A 26,895-nucleotide genomic window follows, 5' to 3' on the forward strand; every position below is an offset into this window, starting at 1 on the left:
CCGTATGCCGTCCCGCCGCGCCTTTCGCAGTTCGTTCACCCTGTTCAGGCGCGGCGCGCACAGCGGAAGACTCAAGTCACTGCCTGCCGGTGCGGCTCTGCTCGCGCTTCGCGGTATGCCGGCGGGCCTCGCGCTGGCGGGCATCGCTAGCGTCCCCGCCGCTATCGCGGCCGAAGCGCCGGCCCCCTCGGCCGCCGCTTCGGCTACCGCTGCAGCAGCGAAGCGAACCTATAGCGTGCCGGCCGGTTCGCTCGGCAGCGCACTTTCCGACTTCGCAAGCGAGGCGGGCGTCGGCGTACAGATCGATGCGCGCCTGGTCGATGGCTTGCGTACGCACGGGCTAAACGGCGCTTATACCGTGCGCGAAGGCTTCGCCGCACTGCTGTCCGGCACGAGCCTCGAGGCGTCCGAAAGCAGCGCCGGCGTTTTTCTGGTCCGGCGGCAACCGGCGTCCGGCAGCGTCACGCCGGACGGGGCGGTGCTGCCCACCGTCAAGGTGTCGGCGCACAGCGTGCCAACGAACCCGTATGGTCCGACCGTCGGCTACGTCGCATCGACCGCCACGACGGCCATGAAAACCGATACGCCGATTCTCGAAACGCCGCAGTCGGTGTCCGTGATCACGCGCGAGCAGATGACGCAGCAGGATGCGCAAACGCTGAATGCCGCCGTGCGCTACACATCGGGCGTGACGCCCGAAACACGCGGCGGCACGGCCACGCGCTACGACCTGCTGACGATTCGCGGCTTTACTGCGGATACCTACTGGAACGGCCTGAAACTGCTGCAAAACGGTCAGTACGCGGTACCGCAACTCGATCCGTATCTGATGGAACGCATCGAAGTGCTCAAAGGCCCCGTTTCGGTGCTGTACGGCCAGGCCGCCGCGGGCGGCGTGCTCGATCAGGAGAGCAAGCTGCCGACACGCCAGCCGCTGCACGACGTCGGCATCGAGTTCGGCAACTTCGGCCACAAGCAGGCAAGCTTCGATTTCTCCGGTCCGCTCGATCAGGACGGCCACTATCTGTACCGGCTTACCGCGATCGGCCGCAGCGAGGACGGCCAGATCGATACGACGCGCAACGAGCGCATCGCGATCGCGCCGTCGTTCACATGGCGGCCCGACAACGACACGTCGCTGACGCTGTTCGGGTTGTTCCAGCGCGATCCGCGCAGCACGTCGTACGGCAGCGTACCGGCCGAAGGCTCTGCGCTGTTCAATCCGTACGGCAAACTGCCGATCGACTTCTACGACGGCGACACCGGCTTCGAGCGCTTCAGCCGCACGCAGGAATCGATCGGCTACAAGTTCGAACACAACGTCAACCGGGATTGGACCGTGCGCTCGAACGCGCGCTACTTTCACATCAGCCAGGACTACTCGAGCGTCTACAGCAACGGGCTCGAAAGCGACTTTCGCACGCTCGACCGCGGCGCAATCTCGTCGCAGGAACAGCTGAACACATTCGAGATCGACAACCAGCTGCAAGGCAAATTCTCGACCGGCCCGATTCACCATACGCTGTTGACGGGCTTCGACTATCAGCACGTCGGCAGTTCGTGGGACATGGGATTCGGCACGGCGCCGACGCTCGATATCGTGAACCCCGATTACCAGCAGCCGATCGGGCCGCTCGACACCGCGCTCACGCGCGTTCGTCTGAACCAGTACGGCCTCTACGCGCAGGATCAGATGCGCTACGGGCCCGTGGTCCTCACACTGAGCGGACGCGAGGACTGGACTAACACGACCACGACGAACGCCGGCGACAACCCGTCAATCCAGCAATCGGCCCGCGCCTTCACGAAGCGCGCGGGCCTCACGTATGTATTCGATAACGGCATCGCGCCGTACGTCAGCTATACGGAGTCGTTTTCTCCGCAGACCGGCACCGACGCGAGCGGCAAGCCGTTCGACCCCGAGCGCGCACGCCAGTACGAAGTGGGCGTGAAGTTCCAGCCGAACAACTACGACGCGCTGCTGACAGTCGCGTGGTTCGACCTGACGCGCAAAAACCTGCTGACGCCCGACGCGAACAACCCGGCGTTCCAGGCGGAAACGGGCGAAGCGCGCTCGCGCGGCGTCGAGGTCGAAGCCAAAGCGAGCCTGTCCGATTCGCTCAACGTCGTGGCGAGCTACACGTACCTCGACACGAAGTACCTCAAGGACAACAGCGGCCTCGAAGGAAAATACCTCGCCGCCGTGCCGCAGAATCAGGCGTCTGCCTGGGCGTACTACACACAGCGGCGCGGGCCGCTGGCGGGTCTGTCGGCCGGCGCCGGCGTACGTTATACGGGGCAGACCTACTCGTACGACAACAGCTATAAGCTCAGCAGCTTCCTGCTCGTCGATGCGACGCTGCGCTACGACCTCGGCCGCGCGCTGCCGCAACTCAGGGGCACCGAAGTGTATGTGAACGCGCAGAACCTGCTGAACAAGCGCTATGTCGCGTCGTGCATCTACACGACGTGGTGCTATTTCGGCTACGGGCGTCAGGTATTCGCGGGCGCCAACTATCACTGGTAACGTGCAAGCGGCGGCCACCGGCCGCTTATGGTCAACCGTGCTTCGCCGGCTGCGCGGCCTGCGCGTTGCTTCCGCTGCTTCCACCGCTTCCGTCGTCCGCGGCCGTAATCGTCACCCAGTACCGCGTGCGATAGACGACGTCGACCGGCAACGTCCGCGGCAGCGCCGCGAGCACGTTCTCGATGTTGCCGAGCTGGAACGTGCCGGTGATGCGCAGATTCGCGACCTCGGGATCGCAGCGCAACAGCCCGCGTCGGTAACGGCCCAGTTCGCCGACGAAGTCGGCCAGCCGCATGCCGTCGGCGAACAGCACACCGCGCGACCAGTCGCCCGCGTGCGGATCGGCGGCCGCGATCGCATCGATCGTGATTGCCGTGAAGCGCGTCTGCTGCCCCGCGTCGAGCACGGTCGCCCGCTCGGGCGCTTCGCCGGGCGTCACCTCGACTGCGCCATGCAGCACGGCGATGCGCGTCGCGCCGGCTCCATCATCCGTTCGCACGACAAAGCGGGTGCCGAGCGCGCGGATACGCCCCTGCCGCGTCTCGACGATAAAAGGCCGGTAGACGCCGGACGCGTTGGCCGCGTCGCGCCCTGTTTCCACGAGAATTTCGCCGTCGTTCAGCACGACGCGGCGCTCGCTCGCCGTGAAGTCGATATCGATCGCAGTCGATGTATTGAGGTCGATGCGCGTGCCGTCCGCAAGCACGACGAAGCGGCGCTCGCCGACCCGCGTACGCTCGTCGGACATCCAGTCGCGCCACGGCATCGCGCGGTAGGCCGCGTAGCCCGCCGGCGCTACCGTGAACGCGACGGCGAGCGCCTTGAGCGCAAAGCGCCGGTCGGTGCGCGCACGGCGGCCCAGCGTGCGCACGCCGACGCCGGCAGGCAATCTCGCGAACTTGTCGTTGAGCCGCTGCGCGCGCTGCCAGGCGCGCTCGTGCTCGGGGTCGGCGGCACGCCAGCGCGCGCAGGCCTCGAGGTCTTGCGGCGACGCGTCTTCGCGCAGCCGCACGAGCCATGCCGCGGCTTCGCGCGCGACCGCGCGCGCTTCGCGCGGTTCGCTCACTTCGCTACGATCGGCCGCCGCGCCGTTCACATCATCAACAGGATGCATTCTTCAAATGCGGTCGCCATGTAGCGCTTGACGGTCCGCACGTGCACGCCGAGTTGCGCGGCGATCTCGGCGTAGGTCAGATCTTCGAGCTGGGCGAGCAGAAACGCGGTGCGCACCTTGGGCTCGAGACGGTCGAGCATCGCATCGATCTCGTGCAGCGTTTCGAGGATGGCGAGGCGCTCTTCGGTCGACGGAATCTGCGCTTCGGGCAAGCGCTCGAGCGTCTCGAGAAACGCCCTTTCGAGCGACAGCCTGCGGTAGTGGTTCAGCAATACGCGGCCCGCGACCGTCGTCAGATACGCGCGCGGCTCGCGCAGATCGAGCTCGCCGCGCCGGTCCCACGCGACGAGCACGCGCATGAACGTGTCGTGCGTGAGGTCCGCGGCATCGAACGCATTGCCGAGCTTCCTGCGCAGCCACGTTTGCAGCCAGCCGTGGTGGTCACGGTAGAGGGCGCACAACTCCGGTTGCGCGTCGAGGTGAACCGCGGACATGTAACGAACCCTTTTCGATGACACATTTTCACAAATGCGAATTATTCGCATTTATAACCGATCGGGTTCGTTTGCGCAATGCCGATATCGCGACGCTTGCTATGAATTCGCCGCCTCCGGCGGCGGCGCGTCGCCACGCGGTTCATTGAACGGTTCCAGCGACAGCTTTCGTTCGGGCGGCTTTGCAGCGGCTCGCTGCCCTGCCTGCGCCGATGCCGGCGCGGTCAGGAACTTCACGTGCTGTTCGGCCGCATCGTAAGTGCAGGTAATGTGCGCGCCTTCGCCGATCTCGCCCTTCAGCATCTCCTTCGCCAGCTCGTTCTCGATCAGCTGCCGGATCTGCCGGCGCAACTCGCGCGCGCCGAACTCGGGCCGGTAGCCTTCGGTTGCGAGATAGTCGACCACCGTATCGTCGAACTCGAGGTCGATATCCTGGCTCTTCGCGAGTCGCTTCACCTGTTCGAGCTGCAGTCGCACCACATGCCGGGTCTCGTCGCGCGTCAACGCCTTGAACAGAATGATGTCGTCGATGCGGTTCAGAAACTCGGGCCTGAAATGCTGGCGCAACACGTTCATCACACCGCTTTGCACGGTCGACACCGCATCGCCGCTCAGGAAGCCCGGGCCCGTGCGCGCATGCCCGCCGATCACGTCGGCGGCAAGATTGCTCGTGGCGATGATCAGCGTATTGCTGAAGTCGACCACGCGCCCTTTGCCGTCGGTCAGGCGCCCATCGTCGAACACCTGCAGCAGCACGTTGTAGACGTCCGGATGCGCCTTTTCGATTTCGTCGAACAGAATCACGCTATAGGGGCGGCGCCGCACGCGCTCGGTCAGTTGGCCGCCTTCGTCGTAGCCCACGTAGCCGGGCGGCGAGCCGATCAGACGCGAGACCGCATGCCGCTCCATGTATTCGCTCATATCGATGCGCAGCATCGCCTCTTCGTCACCGAATACGACTTCGGCAAGCGCCTTCGCGAGCTCGGTCTTGCCGACGCCCGTCGGGCCCAGGAACAGAAACACCGCGGTCGGCCGATGCCGCGCCTGCAGGCCCGTGCGCGAACGGCGCACCGCGTCGCTGACGGCCTGCACCGCCTGGTCCTGACCGATCACGCGCTCGTGCAGGCGCTCTTCCATATTGAGCAGCCGTTCGCGTTCCTCGGTCGTCAGTTGTGCGACCGGAATGCCGGTGAGCTTCGCGACGATCTCCGCGATATTCGTCACCGTCACGTGCGACGTATTCGCGCCCATGCCCGTCTTCCACGCATCGGTCGCGTCGCTCAAGGCGCGCTCCTTGTCGGCGATTTCGGTGTCGAGTGCATGCGCGCGCTCGTATTGCTTGCGCGACGCCGCATAGTCCTGTTCGCGACGCAATTGCGCGAGTTCGGCTTCGAGTTCGAGAATCGCGGCCGGGCGCGACGTGGCCGACAGATGTACGCGCGCGGCCGCCTGGTCGACGAGGTCGATCGCCTTGTCCGGCAGAAAGCGCCCGCTGATATAGCGGTCCGACAGTTCGGCCGCGCCGACGATCGCATCGTCCTGGATCGTCACGCGATGATGCGCTTCGAGCCGGTCGCGCAGTCCGCGCAGGATATTGATGGTTTGCACGACGCTCGGCTCGGGCACGAGCACGGGCTGGAAACGCCGTTCGAGCGCCGCGTCTTTTTCGATGTACTTCTGGTATTCGGACAGCGTCGTCGCGCCGATCAGGTTCAGTTCGCCGCGCGCCATCGCAGGCTTGAACACGTTTGCGATATCGAGTCCGCCTTCGCCGCCCTGCCCCGCGCCGACGATCGTATGCACTTCGTCGACGAACAGCACGAGCGAATCGAGATTCGCGGTGATTTCCTCGAGCAGCTGCTTCACGCGCTCCTCGAACTCGCCGCGAAACTTCGCGCCGGCCACGAGCGAGTTCACATTGAGTTCGACGAGGCGCTTGTCGCGCAGCGATTCCGGCACATCGCCGTTGACCATCCGCTGTGCAAGCCCTTCGACGACTGCCGTTTTACCGACGCCCGGTTCGCCGATCAGCACCGGGTTGTTCTTGCGGCGCCGTGCGAGCACTTCGACGAGCGTTTCGATTTCGCCCGAGCGGCCGATCACCGGGTCGAGCCTGCCGTCGCGCGCAAGCGCGGTCAGATCGCGGCTGAATTTGTCGAGCTGCGGCGTATTCGACGGCGCGGCGACCGTCTCGCGTTTCAGGCTCGGCCCGATTGCGGCGGCTGTCTGCTGGCGCAGCGCCTGCGTATCGAGCCCGTATTTGACGAACAGGTTGCTCGCAAAACTGTTGTTCACTTCGGCGAGGCCGATCAGCAGATGCTCGGGGCCGACATAGCTGTGGCCCAGTTCGCGCGAAGCAAGAAACGCGCGCTCGAGCGCGCTTTTCAGGCAAGGCGTGACGCCCATCTGATTGTCGGGCGGCGGTTCGAGAGCGGTGCGCCTCGGCGCGTTCGCATCGATATACGCGCGCACGTCGGTAGACGAGATGCCAAGGCTTTTCAGAATCGAAACGATGACCGCGTTGTCGGCGAGTTCGTAAAGCAGATGCTCGGTGTCCACTTCACGTCTGCCGAACTGCACCGCGCGTTCCGCGGCGCGCTGCAGCATTTCCTTTGCCAGATCGCTGAAATGCCGTTCGATGTTGACGACGGCTTCCGCGCCTTCGACGCGCTGCGGCACCGGGCGCGCGTAGGTGGCCGTCTCGCCGGGATCGTCGAGCTGATCGGGCATGCCGCTGCGAAACAGCGCCTCGAGCGGCGACAGCGTGCGCTGGTGCCGCGTCAGCTGCTCGTAATGGTAGTCGCATACATCGAGAATCCGCCGGCGTCCGCTCTGAAGCACCGCGAGCCGGACGCTCGCGGGCCTGACGCCGCAGATGTCACAGACTTGCCGTGCCATATGAGCTCCCTGTGGAACGTTCGCGTAAGAAAAACCTCGCAACGCGCGTTCGGCTTTGCCGACGCACGTCCGATGCTACATGATCGGTGCGCGAAGCGCATTCAGGGTTCGTTCAGGGCGCGAAGGGGCTCAAACAGGCCCAGACAGGCCCACACAGGCTCAAGCCGCCGCGCAGAGGCGCGAAGAAATTCGAAGACTCGGACATCGATGCGAGGCGCCGGCCACGCGAGCCGCAAGCATGGACAGCGCCTCACATAACACAAAGGAAAACTCGTCGGCGCGGCGGCGCTGCGTCAAACCCTCGCCGTCAACAGCGCGTCGAGACCGCCTTCGTTCTCGAGCGCACGCAGATCGTCGTAGCCACCCACGTGCGTCCCGCCCACATAGATCTGCGGCACCGTGCGGCGTCCGCTGCGCTCGATCATCTCGAGCGTCTTCGCCCGGTTGTTCTCGATGTCGATTTCGCGGAACGCGGCACCCTTGCCGCGCAGCAGCGCTTTCGCGGCAAGACAGTATGGACACGTCGGCTTCGTATAGAGCGTGATTTCAGGCATCGTCATCTCCATCAATTGAAGTTGCGGCGCCGCTGCCGTGCGCGCAAAATTCGCGCGCACGGCAGCGATCGTCAGTAGCCGGAACGACGGGACGGCGCTCAGACCTCCGCTTCGACAGCCGGGAAGTCCACGTCCGTGTTCGCCACGTTGTTCAGGTAGTTCGTGAAGGTCACCTGCGCAACCACGGCGATGATCTCGACGATCTTGCTGTCGGTGAGGCCCGCGTCGCGTGCAGCGGCAACATCGGCGTCGTCGACGCGGCCGCGCTGGTTCGACACCTTGCTCGCGAACGTCGCGATCGCGCTGCCTTCGCCGCGACGCGCGGCACGAATCGCGTCGTCCGACAGGCCCGCGTGGCCGCCCAGCACCGTGTGCGCGGCAAGACAGTACTCACAGCGGTTCGCTTGCGACACCGCGAGCGCGATGATTTCGCGTTCCGCGCCGCTGAGTTCGCCCTTCGACAGCTGTTGCTGTCCTTGCAGGAAAACACCAAGCGAAGACGGCGAATTGGCGAAGACCTTGAAAAGATTCGGCAGGAAGCCCGTCGCCTTTTCGACTGCATGCAGCGACGCTTGCGCGGATGCCGGGGCTTCGCCGATCGACAGGGTTTGAATGCGTGCCATGGTAGTTCTCCTTGTGACAATCAATTGTTGAAAATGCAACCAGAGAGGTTTCGTTTCGGTTTCGTCCGTCATCGAACGGATTGATTGCACTGTACGGATTCGCGGCACGTACGTTAATGGCACGCCGGCTCAAGAAATTGCCCGATCGACTCACGGCCGCTCGACGGCATCCGGCGCGGCGAGCGCGATATAGCAGGCAGAACGAATGGAAAGAGGCTGACCGCGGAATGCGGCAGCGGAAGAAAGATCAGGCAAAAGCGGGAGGACGCAAAGCGTAACCATTAAAACGCAATATTACGCATACAAACGCGCATCGGGCACCCCCGCCCGGCACAGCGACGAACCGCGCCACACTACTTCGGCTCGATATTGCCGCCGGATGCGCGCCAGCGCGCGGGCGTGACGCCGATATGACGCTTGAACACGCGCTGAAACGCGGCTTCGGACTGGTAACCGACCGTCGAGCCGATCTCGGCCACCGACGTCGTCGTTTCGAGCAGCGCGCGGCCGGCCAGCGTCAAACGCACTTCGGTCAGCATATCGGTTGCCGAGCGGCCGATCGCATCCTGGAACTGCCGCACGAACGTGGCGCGCGACATATGGCATAGCGCGGCGAACTGGTCGAGCGTCCACGGCTCGCCGGGCGCTTCGAACATCGCGGAAATCGCCGGCTGCAGGCGCGGCTGGCCGGCCAGCGCGAGCAGCCCGCGCGGCGCATCGATGCCTTCGCTCGCAAAGCGCAGCGTCAAGGCGAACAGCGCAGCCGACAGATAGTTGATCAGACATTCGCTGCCGGGACTTTCGTCGAGCGCCTCGTCGCGCATCAACGAGACGATGCGCGCAAGGCGCGAACCGGCCACGCTCGATCGCGCTGCGCTGCGCGCGGCCGCTTCGCTTGCAGCCGTTGCGCCGCGCGCAGCTTCGTCGGCGGCATCGGCATGGCCGCCTTCACCGGCGACGTCCGCGATCCGAATCGCACCGGCCGCTTCGTCGCGCGCGGCATCGGCGGCCTCCGACGCGACGCCGGACGTGACCTCGGAGAGCGCCGCAGTTCGCGCTGCGGCGCTTCCCGCCCCGACAGGCGCCACGCCGCGTTGCCCGTGCGACTCCGCGTGCCCCGCTGTCACCGGTCCTGTGCTTACCACGAGCCTCGCGGGCAAATGTTCGCGCAACAGCCGTTCCGGCATCGCGCCGACCAGAAAGCGCCCGCATAGCAGATCGGCGGCCGGCCCCGTGCCGCCGTTTTCGACGACCGTCAGCGTGATACTGCGCCGCTTCGCCTTCGGTGCGGGCGGCACGCCGCTGCCGTCATGGATGCGGTGCGGCGTGCCGGTCGGAAACAGGATCACGTCGCCCGCCGTCAGCCTGCGCGGCGGCCCGTTGCCATCCTCGAGCACCGCTTCGCCGGCCAGCAGCACGTGATAGGGAATCTCGTGTACGCCGGCCGTGCCGACCTCGACCACCCACGGCGAGCCGAAATGGCAGCGCTCGTCGATGCGTCCATTGACTGGCGTCAGCGACAGAAAGCGGCTTAGCAGATCCATCTGAGTCGTTTGAGCAGTTTGTTGATCCGTTAGCGAATTCGCACGCGGCGACGATCGACGTACATTGACTCCATCGAATGCACGCATGGGCTGAGCCTGATTCTACTGGACCACGGCGAGGCGCATGGCAAGAGGCTTTTCCGCCACGCGCGCGGTGCATTCAAACGAACTGGAGCAACGGATGAAGACGATTCATATCGATGTCGCAGTGATTGGCGCCGGCAGCGCCGGTTTGCCGGCGTACCGTGCGGCGAAGGCCGCGGGCGCGTCCGCGCTGCTGATCGAAGGCGGCCCGCACGGCACCACGTGTGCGCGGGTCGGCTGTATGCCGTCGAAGCTGCTGATCGCGGCGGCCGAGGCCGCGCACGCGGCGGCGAGCACGGCGCCATTCGGCGTGCATGTGGAAGGATCGATCCGCATCGACGGACGCGAGGTGATGCAACGCGTGAAAAGCGAGCGCGACCGCTTTGTCGGTTTCGTCGTGGAAAGCGTCGAAGGCATTCCCGCCGAAGACCGCCTGACCGGGTACGCGACCTTCATCGACGACAATCTGCTGCAGGTCGGCGACCATACCCGCGTGCACGCACGCAGCGTCGTGATCGCCACGGGCTCGTCGCCGTACGTGCCGCCGATGTACCGCGCACTCGGCGATCGCGCGATCGTCAACGACGACGTATTCAGCTGGGACGATCTGCCGCGCAAGGTCGCGGTGGTCGGCGCGGGCGTGATTGGCCTCGAACTGGGTCAGGCGCTCGCGCGGCTCGGCGTCGACGTGACGATGCTCGGCGCGCGCGGCCGTGTCGGTCCGCTGACCGATCCGGCGATCCGCGAGTATGCGCAGAACGTGTTCAGCGAGGCGTTCCGTTTCGAGCCGCGCGCCGAAATCGAAGCGGCAACGCGCGAAGGCGACACCGTGCATCTGCGCTACCGCACGAGCGCCGGCGCGCTGGTCGACGATACGTTCGACTATGTGCTCGTTACCGCGGGCCGTCGGCCGAACATCGACAAACTCGCGCTCGGCAATACGACGCTCGAACTCGATCAGACCGGCATGCCTGTCTACGACCCGCTGACCTTGCAGGCAGGCAAGCATGCGGTGTTTATCGCCGGCGACGCGAACGGCGTGCTGCCGCTGCTGCACGAAGCCGCCGACGAGGGCCGCGCGGCCGGCACGAATGCCGCGCATTACCCGAACGTCGCGCCGCTCGTGCGCCGCGCGCCGATCTCGGTGCTGTTCTCCGACCCGGGCATCGCGATGGTCGGCGCGCGGTATGCGGATCTCGCGCCGGGCAGCTTCGTGGCCGGTGAAGTGAGCTTCGAGGACCAGGGCCGCAGCCGTGTGATGCTGCGCAATCGCGGGCTCATGCACGTCTATGTCGACAAGGCGACGCGACGCTTTGCCGGCGCCGAGTGGATCGGCCCCGATGCGGAGCACATCGCGCATCTGCTGTCATGGGCGCTGCAGATGAACCTGACGGTCGACGCGATGCTCGAGATGCCGTTCTACCATCCGGTCGTCGAAGAAGGGTTGCGCACCGCGCTCAGAAATGCGGTCGCGCAGCTGAAGTCCGATCAATAAATCAGACGTCCAGACGTCGCGGCGACTTTCGCGCAATCGCATGCGCGAAGGTCGCGGCGGTGAAGCTTCCAGCTATGCCTGCGTATTGATTGACCCGCCCGCGGTTTGTCCCTGCTTCATCAGCAGTTCCGCCAGCTGCGCGGTCGCGGCACCGATCGCGCCTTGAATCGATGTCGCCTCGCCCTGCAACGTGGCGACGGCCGGATTCGGGCTGCCCGCCGGGACCGCGCAAACGCTCAGCCGCCGCGATCTGCGCCGGCACGCTGCGCTTTAAGCCGCGCGATCAGCGCCTCGAGCTGCTCGATTTCGTCGGACGAAACCATCGGCCGGGAGCATCGGGCGCGCGAGCCGCGCCGCGCGCCGACGTCCAGGTAAATTTGCCGAATCTGCTTCGCAATTCTGCACCGGAGATCGCGCCGTCCACGCGCGCGCGACTGGCCGGCACGCGAGCGGCCCGCGCGTCAATGGCTCACAGATTCGAAACGCGCGACACGCGCCAGGCGCACGTCTTGCTTGATGGCTACCTCATCCGCGAAAGCATCGACGCAAACCGAACGCCTTTGCGCCGATGATCGACACGCCGAAGGACAACACGCTTCCCATACGACACGCCGATCAATGATGAAACTGCCGCTGACGCCACCACGACCGTCGAATCGCGTCTACCCGCCTGGCGTTCCCGGCCTGCTCGGGCTCACGTCGACGATCACGGCCGTCGTCGTGGTCTGCGGCCTGTATTTCGGCCGCGAAGTGCTGATTCCGATCACGCTCGCGGTGCTGCTGAGCTTCCTGCTCGCTCCGCTCGTCAGCGTGCTGAGGCGGCTGCGCTTCGGGCAGCTGCCGTCGATCTTCGTCGCGGTACTTGTCGCGCTCGTCTCGCTGCTTGCGGTCGGCACGCTGATCGCGGCGCAGATCGCGCAGCTCGCGAGTTCGCTGCCGCAATACCAGGCGGCAATCGAACTGAAGATCGAGACCGTGCAGGAGAAAACGATCGGCCGCGCCGATGCGCTGCTCACCCGTGCAGCCGGCACGCTCGCGCGCGTGACACCCGATCATGCGCCCAATCCACCGCACGAGGCGGGCCGCACGCAGAAGCCGTCGGCCGCCGCGCCGCTGCCCGTCGAAGTGCACGAGCCGATGCCCTCGCCGCTGCAGCTCGCGCAAAAAGTGTTTTCGCCGGTCGTCGGCCCGATCGAGACGACGTTCATCGTGCTCGTCGTGACGATCTTCATCCTGCTGCAGCGCGAGGATTTGCGAGACCGCCTGATACGCCTGTTCGGCGCGCGCGACCTGCACCGCACGACCACCGCCATCAACGATGCGGCGACCCGGCTGTCGCGCTACTTCGTCGCGCAGCTCGGCATCAACGTCGGCGCCGGTTCGCTGATCGCGGTGGGACTCGCGATCATCGGCGTGCCGGGCGCGCTGCTGTTTGGCGGGCTGACTGCCTTGCTGCGCTTCGTGCCGTATATCGGCACGTGGATCGCCGCCGCGCTCGCGGCGATACTCGCAGCCGCGATTCAGCCGCAATGGTCGATGGCCGTCGCGACGATCGTTCTGTTCGTCGTCGTCGACGTGGTTGCGGGGCAAGTGGTCGAGCCGCTGCTCTATGGACACAGTTCGGGGCTGTCGCCGCTCGCCGTGGTGGTCGCCGCGATCTTCTGGAGCTGGCTGTGGGGACCCGTGGGTCTTGTGCTGTCGACGCCGCTTACGCTGTGTCTCGTCACGCTCGGCCGCTACGCGGAGCGATTGCGGTTCCTGACCGTGCTGCTCGGCGATCAACCGGCGCTCACGCCCGCGCAGAACTTCTATCAGCGCCTGCTCGCCGACGATCCGCACGAGGCGATCGTGCAGGCGGAACGGCTGCTCAAGGAGATGCCGCTCGTCCAGTACTACGACGATGTCGCGCGCGAAGGTTTGCGCCTTGCGCGCAACGACGCGCTGCGCGGCGTATTTGCACCGGACCAGCTGAGCCGGATGAACGAGACGCTGCTTGATATCGTCGAGAATCTCGAAGGGGCGGAAAACCTGCTGGCCCCACCGCCGCTCGCATCGTCGTCGCCGCTGCACGGCAGCGACGATGGCAGCAAGGCAGGTGCGGACGAAGACCCCGACGCCGATAGCGATACACCCATGCAGCTGCTGCCCGGCATGCGCGTCGTATGCATAGCGGGCCGCGGCGCCTTCGACGAAGTGGCGACCGCGATCGCGGTGCAACTGCTCGGCCGCCGTGGCCTGCCCGTGTTCGCCGCGCATTATGCGCAGTTCCGCAAAGGCAGCATCGATTCGGCACGCATCGAAAATGCGCCGATTGTCTGCGTCGTCACGCTCGATGCATCGGAGGCGCCGCCGTACCTGCGCAACCTCGTGCGCCGAATTCGCGAACGGGCGCCGTCGGCAGCGCTCGTGGTTGGCGTCGGCGGCCTGCCCGAACGCGACGATGAGACGACGCCGCTGAGCGGCACGATCAATGCGAACGGTTTCGGCGAACTCGTCGACCAGTGCGTGCACGCGGCGACCAATACCGCGCCGCTGCCGCCGCGGCTCGTCGAAAAGACCGGCTGAGCGTCAGCTCGCCATTCAACGCCATTTCGAAAGAGAATTGAAATAATTCACCGCGATTCTGATAGATCGCGCGCGCCACGATAACCGGCATTGGAACAATTCAGGCCAATATCATTTAAACCGGTTACTTCCGTTTCCTGAGAATTCCGCCAATAGAGTACGTATTGTCAGCAAATAATCATCGAGTCTTTATAAATCTCTGCTTTCGATTTTCCATTTATTCTTTCAGAAAGAAATCCCGGCTCGGGAAAACAATCGCCCCGAAGCGGCCGTGAGACCGCTTCGGGGCGACGTGACCGCCTGCAGGCGGCGAGGTCTCTACGAAGCCGTCATGACCGGCGCGATGGCCGCCGGATCCGTAATGCTCGGCTTGCCGGTCTCGATATGACCCGCGAGGCGGCGCTGGAACGCCGGGTCGTCGTTGTCGGTCACCGTCAGGTCGTACCAGTGGTGGCTCGACGCGAGAACCCACCTTTCTTCCACCGTCTCGTTCGGCGGCACGATCACGGGCCGCGACGACGCGCCGTAGGCGTTATCGGCCACCGACAGCCGCGCGTTCCTGTTGCCCTTGTTCGTGAAGCGCAGCACGACGTTGCCGTTCGCCACGTCGTAGTGCGTCTTGACCTCGGGCAGCGCCGTCCTGTTCTTGCCCTTGCCGGCTGCGGCCTCGATCATCTCCGCGTTCAGGTCGCCGTTGAAGCGCCGCACGAAGCCGTTCGGGCCGTAGACGGTGAACGCATAGGCGCCGTTGTTGATCGACAGGTCGAAAGTTTCGGTGATCGACTTGTCCTTCTCGACCGTGTAGCGCCACGGGCCGTCGGTACGCAGCGACGAGTACACGTAGAAGTGCGCGCCGACCGAACCGGTGTTGCCCATCACGAGTTCGAGCACGTTGCGCTTCTCGTTGACCTTGCCGTTCACGTGCAGCTCGTACGGCAGCGCACGGGCGAAGCGGATGCCCGGCTCCTGCGGCACGATCGGGCCCGGCGTCGCGGGCACGACCGGCTTCGGCTGCGTCGCACACTGGTTGTCGGCGATCGACTTGTAGTTGCTCGTGTCGGGCAGCGCCGGCATCGTCGCGTCCGGCGTGCGGAAATCGAACGCCGAGGTCAGGTCGCCGCATACCGCGCGGCGCCATTTCGTGATGTTCGGCTCCTTCACGCCGAAACGCGCTTCGATGAAGCGGATCACCGACGTGTGGTCGAACACTTCCGAGCACACGAAGCCGCCCTTCGTCCACGGCGAGACGATCGTCATCGGTACGCGCGTGCCGAGACCGTACGGCAGATTGTCGACTGTGTAGGTGCCGCCGCGGCCGTCCGGGTTGATCACGTTGTGGATCTCGCCCTCGGTCGTCACGGTCGACAGGCCCTGGGCGCGCGTCGTCGGCACTTGCGGCGGCGGCACGTGATCGAAGAAGCCGTCGTTCTCGTCGTACATGATGAAGAGCACGGTCTTGCTCCACACCTCGGGGTTCGACGTCAGCGCGTCGAGAATCATCGAGGTGTACTCGGCGCCGTAGGCTGGCGTGTACTTCGGGTGTTCCGAATAGGCCGCCGGCGGGCACAGCCACGACACCTGCGGCAGCTTGTTCGCGAGCACGTCGGCCTTCAGATCGTCGATCGTGCGCGCCGTCTGCGCGCGCTGGTACAGCGACGAGCCCGGCTGCGCGTCGATGAAGTTCGCGAAGTTCTGCAGGACGTTCGTGCCGTAGTTGCCGTTCAGCGGATCGTTGCCGTTCGTGCCCTGCTGATAAACCTGCCACGAGATGCCGGCTTTTTCGAGGCGCTCCGGGTACGTGGTCCACGACAACAACTGGTATTTCGGCGGTCCGTCGCCGTCCACGAAGTCGTTGTTGTCGAGCAGCGGGCCGCCTTGCGTGCCGGTCGGATCGACCATGCCCGTCATCAGGTACATGCGGTTCGGGTGCGTCGGCCCCGGTATCGAGCAGTAGTACGCATCGCACACCGTAAATGCATCGGCCAGTGCGTAGTGGAACGGAATGTCGGAGCGCAGGTGGTAGCCCATCGTCATGTCCGTCTTGTTCGCGGGCCACTGGTCGTAGCGGCCGTTGTTGATCGCGGCATGCGTCGGATACCAGTTATGGTCGAGGTCGCCGATACATTGCGCGCTCGTCGTCAGCGTATCGAGGTGGAACGGCAGCACGGGCTTCGTCGCGTCTTCCTTCGACGGCTGGAACCACACCGGGTTGCCGCCCGGCAGCGGAATCGGGAAGCGGTCGTTATAACCGCGCACGCCACGCATATGGCCGAAGTAGTGGTCGAAGGAGCGGTTCTCCTGCATGAACACGACGATATGCTCGATATCGCGGATCGTGCCCGTGCGGGATGCGGCCGGCACGGCGAGCGCTCTGCGGATCGAATCCGGCAGCGCGGTCATTGCGGCGGCAGCGCCGGCGGATGAAGCAACGGTTTGTAGAAAACGGCGGCGGCTATTTGAAGTCATGGTCTGGTCACCTTCTCTTTGTTGCGGGGGGAATCTGGCGGCTATGCGTCGCAGCGCTCCGACGGAGCGAGGAACCGCGCAAAGCGACGCGCGACGCGAAGTGCTGCTGATCAGTTGGCGCTGTCGCCGGGCGCGTAGCGCATCACGGGCGCGACCTGTATCGCATCGGCGGCGACGCTTGCCTGCGCGCTGGCCACCGCGCTGCCGGTTCCGGCATTGGTCAGCGGCGGCGCCTGCAGTTGCGAGAGCGGCACCGATGCGCCCGCAGCTAACTGCAGCGCGGCGCTCTGATAGCGCGACGTGCCGTTCTGCATGGAATTGGCGGAATCATTCGGAGCGGACAGGCTGCTCGTGGCATGGCTCGCGTCCCCCGGCCCGGGGCCGCATGCAGCGAGCATGAAGACGCTGATCAGAGCGGCACATGACGCCGCCGGTTTCGAGAGAAAGTCTCCGTCCATGATCCTCATCCCTTTCTTTAGTTAACCGGATGTTCGGCATGACTTTTGATTTAATGCCGCATCGTTTTCGCGAGGAGAGTGTCACGTTTAATTAAGAAGAATTTGTGAAATGGTTTCATCTCTATTTATCGAAATTTCCATTTACTTGAAATGCATCATTTCAATGCCATGAGAAACAAACGAAAAAGAAATAAAACATTAATGCGGCCGGCTTCGGGTCCGGGGCTTGCGACCGTGCATATCCGCTAGCGGCACATAAGACTGGGGAGACATGGATGCGTACAGGCACTAACCTGCAGGACAGCGAAGACGAATTGCAGTGGCGGCCGATTGGGCGGGCGCTGGCCGACCATCGCCGCGTGCTCGTCGTCGACGACTACGCGGATGCCGCCGATGCCTTGCAACTGCTGCTCAGCGCGAATGGCTTCGAATGCCGTGCGATGCACGAGGCGCATGACGTCTGCACGATCGCCGAGGCATGGCAGCCGTTTGCGGTGGTGCTCGATATCGCCATGCCGGAACTCGACGGCCTCGAGCTCGCCCGGCGGTTGCGCGCGGCGCCGTCGACGTCGCACATGCTGCTCGTTGCGTGCACGGGCTATGCATCGGGGCGCGACCGCGAGCGCGCGCGGGAAGCCGGCTTCGACGCCCATTGCGCGAAGCCGCTGACGCCGCAGCGGCTGCTTGCATTATTGAAGAGGGCCGTGGCGATGACACCGGACACGAGGAACGGAGGCACACGGCCATAAGCGCGACGCAAGCGTCGAGCGCGGAAAGAAAACAGATGCGATGACGGACAACTCCGCCGGCCGACCCCGCCGGTCAGGCACAGGCCGTGCTGTAGGGTCCGCTGCACTCAATGCGCATCTACTCAATCACGCTTACAGGAGAACAACGATGCAAAGAAGAAAGTTCATTTTGACCAGCGGTACGATGCTAGCGGCCGGCGGCCTCGTGATGGCTGGCTGCACGACGACGGGACAAAGCTCGGCAAACAGCACGGCCGGCAACTCGGATAAGCGTGCTGCCATCAATCACGACGTCGACGCGACGCTGTCGCGCCTCTACACGACGGTCAACGGCTCGCGCGAACTGGTCTCGAAAGCGCGCGGCGTGCTGGTGTTTCCGCAGGTCGTGCAGGCCGGCTTCGTGGTCGGCGGCCAGTACGGCCAGGGCGCGCTGCGCGTCGGAGGCCGGACCCAGGGCTACTACAGCACGGCGGCCGGCTCGTTCGGTCTGCAGGCCGGCGCCCAGTCGAAGGCGATCATCTTCTGCTTCATGACCGAACAGGCGCTTGCCGACTTCCGTAACCGCGACGGCTGGGCCGTAGGTGGCGACGCGACCGTTGCGGTCGTCAAGATCGGCGCGAACGGCAACATCGACTCGTCGACGGCGACCGCCCCGGTGCAGGCGTTCGTAATGACCAACGCGGGCCTGATGGCCGGCGTATCGCTCGAAGGCACGAAAGTGTCGAAACTGGATATCTGACCGGCGCGTTGACACCATGCTCACGCCGCGGCGTATTTGTCTGTGTAAAAGCCGCCGCGGCGGGAAGCCGAAATTACATCGTGACCGGCCATGCACGCGTCGCGCGGCGCGAAGCAGCCGGTTTTTTCATGGCATAGCCTTTGCGTTATAGCGCAGCGCAACACGCTTTACTCCTCTACCGTCCCCTACTGTTTTTTCGCGCGGAGTCGATCTTGACGCTGAATGTTCTTCTCGTTGCTTCGGAGGCGATGCCGCTCGCCAAGTCCGGCGGGCTCGGCGATATGGTGAGCGCCTATGCGGCCGCATTGCGCGACGCGGGCGTCGACGTTTCGATCCTGCTGCCCGCCTATCCGGGCGCACTCGCACAGGCGGTGGGCGTCACGCCGATTACGCGGATCTGCGGGCTGCCGGGCGGCGACGCGCGCCTGTTGCGTGCGCAGATGCCCGACACGGGCGTGCCGGTGCTGCTATTGCAGATGGATCATCTGTTCAGCCGCGAGCAGCTTTATGTCGATCAGCGCGGTCGCGATTACCTGGACAACACCGTGCGTTTCGCCTCGCTTGCCGCCGCGGCTGCACGCATTGCGCGCGGCGTACGGGGCGTGCGGCGCCCCGATATCGTGCACGCGCACGATTGGCATGCAGCGCTCACGCCCTTGCTGATGAAGCTCGCGGGCGTGCCCGCGAAGAGCGTGTTTACGATTCACAATCTCGCGTTCCAGGGCAACTGCCCGCTTGCGCTCGGCAGCTGGCTCGGCGTGCCCGACGCGCTGCTCGCGCCCGCCCTTTCGGATGAGCGCAGCATCGAGTTCTACGACACGTTGAGCCCGATGAAGGCCGGCATCGTGCACGCCGATCGCGTGACGACGGTCAGCGATACCTATGCGCGCGAAATCCTCACGCCGCAATTCGGACACCGCATGGAAGGCGTGCTGCAAGCGAGCGCGCACAAGCTTTCCGGCATCACGAACGGTATCGACGAAAACGTCTGGAATCCGGCGACAGACGCACATATCGCGCGTCACTACTGCGCCGCCGACGTGCGCGGCAAGCAGGCCTGCAAGCGCGATCTGCAGCAACGCTTCGGGCTGACTGTCGATCCGTTCGCGCCGCTGATCGCGATCGGCAGCCGTCTGACCTCGCAGAAGCTCGCAGACGTGGTTGCCGCCGCCTTGCCGATGGCGCTTGCGCGCCACCCGCGGCTGCAGGTGGCGATTCTCGGTAAAGGCGACGCGCATCTCGAACAGGCGATGCGCGCGCTCGCCGCGCTGTGGCCGCAGCGCGTCGGCGTGCAGATCGGCTACGACGAAGCGACCGCGCACAAGCTGCATGCAGGCGCGGACATGCTGCTGCACGGCAGCCGCTTCGAGCCGTGCGGTCTCACGCAGATGTATGCGATGCGTTACGGAACGATTCCGATTGCATCGCGCGTCGGCGGCCTTGCCGATACGATCGTCGACTACGAACCGGCGCGTTCGCCTGAACTCGGCTTGCCCGAAGACGGCGCGACCGGCTTCCTCTTCGACGGCGAAACCGTCGGCGATGTGGTCGCAGCGCTCGAGCGCGCACTCGAAGCGTTCATGCGGCCGTCGTCATGGCATGCGCTGCAGCGTAATGCGATGCGCGGCGACTTCGGCTGGGCGAAGCCGGCCGCACGCTATCTGCAACTGTATGCGGAGCTCACCGATGCGCGGCCCGCGAGGCGCGGCCTGTCGGAAGCCGTGCAAGGGGCGGCGGCCAGCGCGAACGGCGCGCGCGATGTCGACGTGGTCGCACAGCGGCGGCCGGCACGGCGTGCCGCGGGTGCTGCGCAGACCGGCAAGTGGAACGCCAATGCTTCCGCGCAGGGCGTGCACGAGGATGTTGCGCGACGCGCGTGACGTCCTGAAACATGCAGCCGCGTAACCGGTAACCGGATTACGCAGCTGCATGATCGATGTGCGGGCAACGGGATTGCCCGCGCCCCGAACTCTGCTCGCTACTGCGTGAGCCGCTCCTCGAGCCGGTCGAACACATGCTGCGTCTCGCCCTGCGCATGCAGCGCGAACAGCAGCAGCGAGCGCCCCGTCACCTGGTACACGTCGCCCGAACCGAATTCCGGCAATTCGTCGCGCTCGGGCGCGTTCGTATCGATCAGACAGCTCCATTGATCGCTGCCGGGCACCTCAGGCAGCGTGAAGTCCACCACGTCGTGATACGCGTTGACGACGACGAGCAGCGTCGCGTCCGATGCGGGCCGTCGAATGCCGCTTGCCTGCGCGCGACCGTCGATCACGAGGCCGAAGCAGCGCATCGCCGGATCGCCCCATTGCTCGTCCGTCAATTCGACGCCCGCAGGGCTCAGCCACTTCACGTCCTTCACTTCGAGATCGGCTTCGCTTTCGGCCTCGCTCCCGACCTCGCTTGCGCCCGCGCTTCCGGCTTCGCTTTGGCCTTCAATTCGGCCTTCCATCCGGCCCGGCAGCTTGAGCACGCGCGTCTCGCCGGTCAGAAAGCGCCCGCGCCGCAAGACCGGCAACGCATGACGCAACGCCGTGAGCTTGCGCACGAAGCCGATCAGCGCACGGCCGCGCTCGTCGATGCCTTCCCAGTCGACCCAGCTGATCTCGTTGTCCTGGCAATACGCGTTGTTATTGCCCTGCTGGGTACGGCCGAATTCGTCGCCGGCGAGCAGCATCGGCGTGCCTTGCGAGAACAGCAGCGTCGCAAGCATGTTGCGCTTCTGACGCTCGCGCAATTCGATGATTTCGGTGTCGTCGGTCGGTCCTTCGGCGCCGCAGTTCCACGAACGGTTATCGCTGTGGCCGTCGTTGTTGTTTTCGCCGTTGGCGTCGTTGTGGCGCTCGTTGTACGACACGAGATCGTGCAGCGTGAAGCCATCGTGCGCGGTCACGAAGTTCACGCTCGACCACGGGCGTCTGCCGCGGCGGTTGAAGAAATCGCCCGATGCGGTCAGGCGCGTCGCGAGATCGGCCGCGCAGTTTTCGTCGCCCTTCCAGAACGAGCGCGCCGTATCGCGGAAGCGGTCGTTCCATTCGGCCCAGCCCGGCGGAAAGCCGCCGACCTGATAGCCGCCGGGTCCGCAATCCCACGGTTCCGCAATGAGCTTCACGCTCGCGAGCACCGGGTCCTGCCGGCAGCTGTCGAGAAAGCCGCCGCCTTCGTCGAAGCCGTACGGCTCGCGGCCGAGAATCGTCGCGAGATCGAAGCGGAAGCCATCGACGTTCATCTCGGTGACCCAGTAGCGCAAACTGTCGGTCACCATCTGCAGCACGCGCGGATGCGACAGGTTCAGCGTGTTGCCGGTGCCGGTGTCGTTGATGTAATAGCGGTTCTGTTCGGGCATCAGCCGGTAGTACGAGGCGTTGTCGATGCCGCGAAACGACAGCGTCGGTCCGCGCTCGTTGCCTTCGGCCGTATGGTTGTAAACCACATCGAGTATCACTTCGAGACCCGCGTCGTGCAGGCGGTCCACCATTTCCTTGAATTCGGCGACCATGCCCGGGCCGCGCGCGAAGTAGCGCGGATCGGCCGCAAAAAAACCGATCGTGTTGTAACCCCAGTAGTTCGTGAGGCCCTTGTCGAGCAGGTAACTGTCGTTGACGAACGCGTGGATTGGCATCAGTTCGACGGTCGTGACGCCGAGCCGCCGGATATGATCGATCACGGCTTTCTGTGCGAGACCGTCGAACGTGCCGCGCATTTTCGCGGGCACCGCCGGATGCCGCTTCGTGTAACCGCGCACGTGCGTCTCATAGACGATCGTGCGGTCCCACGGCACGCGAATGCGCGTCGGATGCGTCCAGTTGAAAGTCTGATCGACGACCTGACACTTCGGCATATATGCCGCGCTATCGCGCTTGTCGAAAGTCAGATCGGGGTCGTCGCCGGGCGCGTTCAACGTATAGCCGAACAGCGACGGGTGCCATTTGAGCGCGCCGACGTGCGCTTTCGCATACGGGTCGAGCAGCAGCTTGTGCGGATTGAAGCGATGTCCCGCCTCGGGTTCGAACGGTCCATGCACGCGATAGCCGTACACGGTGCCCGCCGGCAAACCCGCGACATGCACGTGCCACACTTCGTCGGTGTATTCGGGTAATTCGATACGTTCGACTTCGCGCTTGCCTTTCGCGTCGAACAGACACAGTTCGACCTTCGTCGCATGCGCGGAAAAAAGCGCGAAATTTACGCCTCTTCCGTCCCATGTAGCGCCGAGCGGAAATGGCAGGCCTTCGGAAATACGTCGGTCGTGTGGCATGGAAAGCCTTGATTGACGAGAAGCGATTGATGAACGCGCAAACGGTCCCTGCAACGCGGCGCGGGCCCGCGCGACGAGGCAGGCGCGTCGAATCAGCAAGGCATGTGCCCGAAGCGGTGAACGTGCGTCACCGTCGGCGCCGGATGCCACGCGAATCGCCGCCAAGCGGCTCATCACAAGGCTTACCCGGACTTACAAACAAAGATAGATTTTGCGCGTTCGCCGTAAGTGTTTCGGTGCCCGCGCACGGCGTATTCAGCAGATGCAACGACCGGCAACGTGTCGCGCCCCATGTGATGCGAACGCCGAACAGCGCGCCGCAGCACGGGGGCCGAAAGCAGCCGCCCCACGCAATATGCGGTGCGACGCGGTTCAACTGCCGCGATGGCACGGCTCATGCGTACGTAAGAAACAGTCAAGCCGCCTGGACCGCGCATCGTTCGATGCACCGTTAGTAGACCGATGATGGATGCCACTGCACTTTCGGACACCCGCCTGCCCACTATTCTGCTCATCGACGACGAACAGGAATTGCTCGTCGCATGGGCGCTACTGCTCGAACTCGAAGGATTTCATGTCGTCACGACGCGCGAGTCGCGCGAAGGCGTGGAACTCGCGCATCGTCTGCACCCCGCACTCGTCATTACCGACCTGATGATGCCGGGAATGAACGGCGTCGATGTGTGCCTCGCGTTGAAGGCGGATTCGTCGCTCGACGACGTGCCGATCATTCTATGGAGCGCGTCGCCGGATATCCCCGACGGCGTGTTGTGCGAGTGCAAGCTGCACAAGCCGGTCGCGCGCGAAACCTTGCTGGAGAACGTCGAGGGGCTGCTGCGCTCGGCGCTGGACGCGCGGCGGCAGCGCGCATCCGTGCGGCAGTAGGCAGGCAACGCGCGCGTATTGCGGCACGCGCATTCCGGCGCATGTTTCCTTTAACCTGCCGCCTCGTCATGCCCATCAGCGCCCCTGGTAGCCCGAAGGACCCGGCTGTGGAGACGCAGCGGCATGCCGCGCGGGCACTGCGTCGTCGAATGCCCGCATATGCGCGGCGAGCGTTTCTTTGGGAAGCGACATCAACAGGCCGATGCTGTGGACGGACAACGCGCCGCTCCACCGTGCGGCAAACGCCTCCGCCTCAGGGGTGAAAAACACGCTCGACGGACGTGCTCCGCTCGCAAGCTCGCGACGGATCAGGTTGCGCCATCCCACGTGAGCCAGATCCAGCAGCGCCGCGCGGCTCGGCTCCGGCAGCGAGGACGAGGTCCGGCAGTTCCTTCTATGAAGGTAGTTTTCTATCATGTCCTTCGGCTTGTTCATAATGGCGGCGAACGTGTCGGCCGGTAACCTGCGCCCCCACTTTCGCAGATATGCTTTTTCGCCGTCCGTGAACGGCTGCACGATCACCGAGAGCCTGACCTGCGTCCCTTTGTTTTGCAGATCGTGCCAGCCGCGTACTGCCGACTGCACGTCCGCTGCGATTTTTTCGATCTGCTCTCCGGTTGCACCGTATCGGCTGGGCAGATCGTCATGGCGAGCACCGGGATTTCGCAACAGATGGTTCGCGATCCTGTCCGCCAGCGTGGGCTCCGGCAGCGCTTGCCGCGGGCGCGACCGCGCCGGCGTGGGCGGTCGCACCGTCGATGCCGGCGACGCGATACTGCCGGTGCCCGCAAGCCGGCGCGCTCGAGGAGGCGCGACGTCTTCGGCCGCGGTTCCGCGAAAACCGATGCTCGCCGCCGCCCGGCCTGCGCTGCGAGGACGCGTCGAATCCGTCTGCAGCATCCAGGCGCCCAGTGCATTGCGTTGCAGGGCACTGCCGCGCGCGCGAGGATTGCCAGGTGTCGTCAACCGCCACTTCTGCGTATCGGCGTCTTTCGCGACCGCATACGAACGCTTGTCGTGAAAGATAAATGTCTGGCCGCTATGCAAATCCTTGAATACGCCCGGCTCAGACGTCGAAGCATACGCGTCAGGCAACCGGGGCAGTGCATATGACTCGTGCCAGGCCGTCGGGCGTCCACTCCGGAAAAAAACTCGGCCGCCGGACGTGCCCGCCGGCGACGATACGGTCCATGCAGGGGCTTCTCGCACCGGCACCGGCACCGGCGCCGTCGCAGACGCAGACGCTGGTGCCGGTTGCTCTTCGCGAGGCGCCTGAACGTGCTCTCGCGATGTCGGCTCGACATGAACATCCGGCGCGCGAGACGTGCTTTCTCCGATTCGTGGCATACCGGTTTTCCTCGTCGGTCGCAGGTGCATGCATCGAAGCCGTCATGCTACGAAAATCGCCTCGCCCTGTTGCGATACCGCCATACCTACGTCCGCAGCGCCGCAGCGCCGCGTCGGCGCGTCGGCGCGACCACCGTAACAATCAGACCGCCGCCGGATCGGAACGATGAATCGCGATCCCTTCCATCGGATCGAGCGGCGTGCGCCACGGCGCGCGTTCGATCATGCTGCGCGTATCGTCGTAGCCCGCTTTCCAGCGCCGCTCGATGCCGCTTGCGGAGAAGTCGATGTCCTTATGCAGGTCGTGGCCGCACGAGCGCGGCGCATCGAGTTCGATCACCTGCATCGTCGTGCCGCAGCCCCAGTCGAGCAGTTGTCTGATCGCGTCGCTTTCGCGCTGTCCTTCGGTCATGTGCCTGCCCAGTTCGCGAATCACATGGCGCAGATTGTGAATCTGCTTCTGGCGCTCGAGATGGCTTTCCGCACGGCTCGAATACTGGATGTCGCGCTGCCTCGTCATCGCCTCGCGTATCGATGCCGGCTCGGGACCATGCACGGGCCACAACTGCACGGTGAAGATGACCGAATCGCGGCGCGGGCGATCGTCGAGCACCGCTTCGAGCGGCGTGTTCGAGTAGATGCCGCCGTCCCAATATGCTTCGCCGCCGATACGCACCGACGGGAAGCCCGGCGGAAACGCGGCCGATGCCATCACATGATCGACGGCGAGCGGCATGTCGCGGTTCGTGAAGTAATGCATATGCCCGCTGGCGACGCCGACCGTACCGACGGTCAAACGCATGCGCCGCGCGTTGAGAAAATCGAAATCGACGAGCGAGGTCAGCGTGTCGCGTAACGGCTCGGTCCGATAGAAGGCGGCGCGCTCGGGGCCGACCGCGCCGTAGAGGCCGAACCATGCATCGGCGCGCGGCGTGAAGAACGACGGAATGCCTTGCGTGACGATCGACAGATCGCGCAGCCACTCGGCCGCACTGACCGGCAGGCCGCACAAGCCGGCGAGCCATCCGTTCGTGCCGGTGGCTCCGCCGCAGCCACCCTGCCAGGTGACGCGACGCCAGAATTCGTGCAGCCGCTCGAGACGCTCGCCGCTGGGATTGCCGGCAATGATGGCGCCATTGATCGCGCCGATCGACGTGCCGATCACCCAGTCGGGCTCGATGCCCGCGTCGTGCAACGCATGGAACACGCCGGCCTGATACGCGCCGAGCGCGCCGCCGCCTTGCAGCACGAGCACCACCTGGCCCGCAATGTCGGCGCGCCGCGCGTCGGCGCCTGCGTGCCCGGCGGGTTCGCGCTGCGCGCGGACGCCGCCGCCCGCTGCCTGTTTTGCCATCGCGCTTCTCCGTCGACGAAACGTCGCCTTCAGTGAGGCAATCACTTGAGGCAATCACGTGAGGCAGTCACGATAGCGCACCTTCCCGTCGCACGCAGCGAGGTACACCCCCGCATGCCCGGCGGCGAGGCGTGCCGCCGCGTCAGCGGCCGACGAGCCGGTAGGTGAAGAACAGCAGCGCGACAGCGGCCGCCGTGCAGGCGGATGCCTTCAGCAGTGCGAGGCCCGCCGCGCCGGCGCGCCGCCAGGTGAACCGCACGTGCCGCGGCTGTGCAGGGTTCAGCGAGTCTTCGGCAAGCAAGGTCGTAAAGCGCACTGTTTCGTCGATCATTCGCATGGTCCGTTTCTCCTTGCGGTATGGGCCAGGGCTCGCGCTGTCTTCGCTATTTTCGCTGTCTGCGTTCGGCACGACGCTCACCGTTTGCTTCGCCTGTCCGCTTCGATGCTGCTTCGATGTCCGCAAAAGCCGCGACGCGTTCCGCGCATGGCGCAGCCGCGTGCCGAGGACACCGCACGGTGGTCGCGAATGGTCCGTATGGCATACGAACCACTCGCTCCACTCTTCTTCCGACTTCGCCCCCCAATGGCTCCGCCGCCTTCCCGATTCGCGGTATTCCCCGACCTCGAACCGTGAAGTCCCCGTGCCGTCGTCCGGTGCCGACCTCTGTGGATCGGTGTTGCCGGACAGCGGCGAGCCGGTTGTGGCCAACCTGTCGCAACGGATATGCCATGGGGGCATGA

19 protein-coding genes are annotated in these 26,895 nt (G+C 65.0%); 7 read left to right on the plus strand and 12 right to left on the minus strand.

The features are described 5' to 3' along the window. Positions 1–4: 4 nt before the first annotated feature. Complete coding sequence (locus QYH69_RS02925; RefSeq protein ID WP_308830422.1) at positions 5–2,527, plus strand: TonB-dependent siderophore receptor; 2,523 nt, start codon at positions 5–7, stop codon at positions 2,525–2,527. Positions 2,528–2,558: 31 nt separating this feature from the next. On the opposite strand, the gene QYH69_RS02930 is transcribed toward QYH69_RS02925, so the two are convergent. The 6 genes from QYH69_RS02930 to QYH69_RS02955 all read right to left on the minus strand — a co-directional run bounded on the left by QYH69_RS02930 (position 2,559) and on the right by QYH69_RS02955 (position 9,754). Continuing rightward, positions 2,559–3,641: a FecR domain-containing protein gene (locus tag QYH69_RS02930; protein ID WP_308830423.1), complete on the minus strand. Its 1,083-nt coding sequence runs from the start codon at positions 3,639–3,641 to the stop codon at positions 2,559–2,561. After that, a complete protein-coding gene (locus QYH69_RS02935; RefSeq protein WP_308830424.1) occupies positions 3,620–4,135 on the minus strand; it encodes a sigma-70 family RNA polymerase sigma factor in 516 nt (171 codons plus the stop codon). The genes QYH69_RS02930 and QYH69_RS02935 overlap by 22 nt, the downstream gene beginning before the upstream one ends. A gap of 99 nt (positions 4,136–4,234) precedes the next feature. Further along, on the minus strand, positions 4,235–7,033 hold the full coding sequence (locus QYH69_RS02940; RefSeq protein WP_308830425.1) for an AAA family ATPase: 2,799 nt from the start codon (positions 7,031–7,033) through the stop codon (positions 4,235–4,237). Positions 7,034–7,326: 293 nt separating this feature from the next. After that, complete coding sequence (gene grxC / locus QYH69_RS02945; RefSeq protein ID WP_075161561.1) at positions 7,327–7,587, minus strand: glutaredoxin 3; 261 nt, start codon at positions 7,585–7,587, stop codon at positions 7,327–7,329. A gap of 98 nt (positions 7,588–7,685) precedes the next feature. Beyond that, positions 7,686–8,210 (minus strand): peroxidase-related enzyme, encoded by a 525-nt coding sequence (locus QYH69_RS02950; protein ID WP_308830426.1) that lies wholly within the window; start codon positions 8,208–8,210, stop codon positions 7,686–7,688. A 353-nt stretch (positions 8,211–8,563) separates the two neighbouring features. Next, the gene (locus tag QYH69_RS02955) at positions 8,564–9,754 is read right to left on the minus strand and encodes an AraC family transcriptional regulator (protein ID WP_308830427.1); all 1,191 of its coding nucleotides are present in this window, start codon (positions 9,752–9,754) and stop codon (positions 8,564–8,566) included. Between the two features lie 181 nt (positions 9,755–9,935). Between QYH69_RS02955 and QYH69_RS02960 the strand changes: the two genes are divergently transcribed. Both QYH69_RS02960 and QYH69_RS02965 read left to right on the plus strand, forming a co-directional pair. Then, on the plus strand, positions 9,936–11,333 hold the full coding sequence (locus QYH69_RS02960) for a dihydrolipoyl dehydrogenase (RefSeq protein WP_308830428.1): 1,398 nt from the start codon (positions 9,936–9,938) through the stop codon (positions 11,331–11,333). A 621-nt stretch (positions 11,334–11,954) separates the two neighbouring features. Continuing rightward, positions 11,955–13,898, plus strand: coding sequence for an AI-2E family transporter (locus QYH69_RS02965; protein ID WP_308830624.1), 1,944 nt, complete (start codon positions 11,955–11,957; stop codon positions 13,896–13,898). Between the two features lie 318 nt (positions 13,899–14,216). Here QYH69_RS02965 and QYH69_RS02970 read toward each other — a convergent pair whose 3' ends face one another. Both QYH69_RS02970 and QYH69_RS02975 read right to left on the minus strand, forming a co-directional pair. Next, the gene (locus QYH69_RS02970) at positions 14,217–16,364 is read right to left on the minus strand and encodes a phosphocholine-specific phospholipase C (protein ID WP_308830429.1); all 2,148 of its coding nucleotides are present in this window, start codon (positions 16,362–16,364) and stop codon (positions 14,217–14,219) included. Positions 16,365–16,474: 110 nt separating this feature from the next. Then, positions 16,475–16,822 (minus strand): hypothetical protein, encoded by a 348-nt coding sequence (locus QYH69_RS02975; RefSeq protein WP_308830430.1) that lies wholly within the window; start codon positions 16,820–16,822, stop codon positions 16,475–16,477. 275 nt (positions 16,823–17,097) lie between these two features. Here QYH69_RS02975 and QYH69_RS02980 point away from each other — a divergent pair, with 275 nt between their 5' ends. The 3 genes from QYH69_RS02980 (at position 17,098) to glgA (ending at position 20,190) form a co-directional block, all read left to right on the plus strand. After that, entirely contained in the window at positions 17,098–17,571 is a 474-nt protein-coding gene (locus QYH69_RS02980; protein WP_308830431.1) for a response regulator, read from the plus strand. Positions 17,572–17,719: 148 nt separating this feature from the next. After that, positions 17,720–18,310, plus strand: a complete 591-nt coding sequence (locus tag QYH69_RS02985) for a YSC84-related protein (protein ID WP_308830432.1) — start codon at positions 17,720–17,722, stop codon at positions 18,308–18,310. A 212-nt stretch (positions 18,311–18,522) separates the two neighbouring features. Next, positions 18,523–20,190, plus strand: coding sequence for a glycogen synthase GlgA (glgA, locus tag QYH69_RS02990; protein ID WP_308830433.1), 1,668 nt, complete (start codon positions 18,523–18,525; stop codon positions 20,188–20,190). A 98-nt stretch (positions 20,191–20,288) separates the two neighbouring features. Here glgA and glgX read toward each other — a convergent pair whose 3' ends face one another. Next, on the minus strand, positions 20,289–22,568 hold the full coding sequence (gene glgX / locus QYH69_RS02995) for a glycogen debranching protein GlgX (protein ID WP_308830434.1): 2,280 nt from the start codon (positions 22,566–22,568) through the stop codon (positions 20,289–20,291). A gap of 462 nt (positions 22,569–23,030) precedes the next feature. Here glgX and QYH69_RS03000 point away from each other — a divergent pair, with 462 nt between their 5' ends. After that, complete coding sequence (locus tag QYH69_RS03000) at positions 23,031–23,453, plus strand: response regulator (RefSeq protein WP_308830435.1); 423 nt, start codon at positions 23,031–23,033, stop codon at positions 23,451–23,453. 75 nt (positions 23,454–23,528) lie between these two features. On the opposite strand, the gene QYH69_RS03005 is transcribed toward QYH69_RS03000, so the two are convergent. From QYH69_RS03005 to QYH69_RS03015, 3 genes are all read right to left on the minus strand, one after another. Then, the gene (locus QYH69_RS03005; protein WP_308830436.1) at positions 23,529–24,548 is read right to left on the minus strand and encodes a DUF6543 domain-containing protein; all 1,020 of its coding nucleotides are present in this window, start codon (positions 24,546–24,548) and stop codon (positions 23,529–23,531) included. 394 nt (positions 24,549–24,942) lie between these two features. Then, entirely contained in the window at positions 24,943–26,154 is a 1,212-nt protein-coding gene (locus QYH69_RS03010; protein WP_308830437.1) for a patatin-like phospholipase family protein, read from the minus strand. A 142-nt stretch (positions 26,155–26,296) separates the two neighbouring features. Further along, complete coding sequence (locus tag QYH69_RS03015) at positions 26,297–26,491, minus strand: hypothetical protein (RefSeq protein ID WP_308830438.1); 195 nt, start codon at positions 26,489–26,491, stop codon at positions 26,297–26,299. Between the last annotated feature and the right edge of the window lie 404 nt (positions 26,492–26,895).

This window comes from Paraburkholderia sp. SARCC-3016, assembly GCF_031119615.1.
Classification (GTDB): Bacteria; Pseudomonadota; Gammaproteobacteria; order Burkholderiales; family Burkholderiaceae; genus Paraburkholderia.

What these genes read in the sequence shown, in the direction of transcription:
- QYH69_RS02925 (WP_308830422.1), top strand. Translation starts at nt 5, where the DNA reads ATGCCGTCCCGCCGCGCCTTTCGCAGTTCGTTCACCCTGTTCAGGCGC.
- QYH69_RS02930 (WP_308830423.1), bottom strand. Translation starts at nt 3,641, where the DNA reads ATGCATCCTGTTGATGATGTGAACGGCGCGGCGGCCGATCGTAGCGAA.
- QYH69_RS02935 (WP_308830424.1), bottom strand. Translation starts at nt 4,135, where the DNA reads ATGTCCGCGGTTCACCTCGACGCGCAACCGGAGTTGTGCGCCCTCTAC.
- QYH69_RS02940 (WP_308830425.1), bottom strand. Translation starts at nt 7,033, where the DNA reads ATGGCACGGCAAGTCTGTGACATCTGCGGCGTCAGGCCCGCGAGCGTC.
- grxC (WP_075161561.1), bottom strand. Translation starts at nt 7,587, where the DNA reads ATGCCTGAAATCACGCTCTATACGAAGCCGACGTGTCCATACTGTCTT.
- QYH69_RS02950 (WP_308830426.1), bottom strand. Translation starts at nt 8,210, where the DNA reads ATGGCACGCATTCAAACCCTGTCGATCGGCGAAGCCCCGGCATCCGCG.
- QYH69_RS02955 (WP_308830427.1), bottom strand. Translation starts at nt 9,754, where the DNA reads ATGGATCTGCTAAGCCGCTTTCTGTCGCTGACGCCAGTCAATGGACGC.
- QYH69_RS02960 (WP_308830428.1), top strand. Translation starts at nt 9,936, where the DNA reads ATGAAGACGATTCATATCGATGTCGCAGTGATTGGCGCCGGCAGCGCC.
- QYH69_RS02965 (WP_308830624.1), top strand. Translation starts at nt 11,955, where the DNA reads ATGAAACTGCCGCTGACGCCACCACGACCGTCGAATCGCGTCTACCCG.
- QYH69_RS02970 (WP_308830429.1), bottom strand. Translation starts at nt 16,364, where the DNA reads ATGACTTCAAATAGCCGCCGCCGTTTTCTACAAACCGTTGCTTCATCC.
- QYH69_RS02975 (WP_308830430.1), bottom strand. Translation starts at nt 16,822, where the DNA reads ATGGACGGAGACTTTCTCTCGAAACCGGCGGCGTCATGTGCCGCTCTG.
- QYH69_RS02980 (WP_308830431.1), top strand. Translation starts at nt 17,098, where the DNA reads ATGCGTACAGGCACTAACCTGCAGGACAGCGAAGACGAATTGCAGTGG.
- QYH69_RS02985 (WP_308830432.1), top strand. Translation starts at nt 17,720, where the DNA reads ATGCAAAGAAGAAAGTTCATTTTGACCAGCGGTACGATGCTAGCGGCC.
- glgX (WP_308830434.1), bottom strand. Translation starts at nt 22,568, where the DNA reads ATGCCACACGACCGACGTATTTCCGAAGGCCTGCCATTTCCGCTCGGC.
- QYH69_RS03000 (WP_308830435.1), top strand. Translation starts at nt 23,031, where the DNA reads ATGATGGATGCCACTGCACTTTCGGACACCCGCCTGCCCACTATTCTG.
- QYH69_RS03010 (WP_308830437.1), bottom strand. Translation starts at nt 26,154, where the DNA reads ATGGCAAAACAGGCAGCGGGCGGCGGCGTCCGCGCGCAGCGCGAACCC.
- QYH69_RS03015 (WP_308830438.1), bottom strand. Translation starts at nt 26,491, where the DNA reads ATGCGAATGATCGACGAAACAGTGCGCTTTACGACCTTGCTTGCCGAA.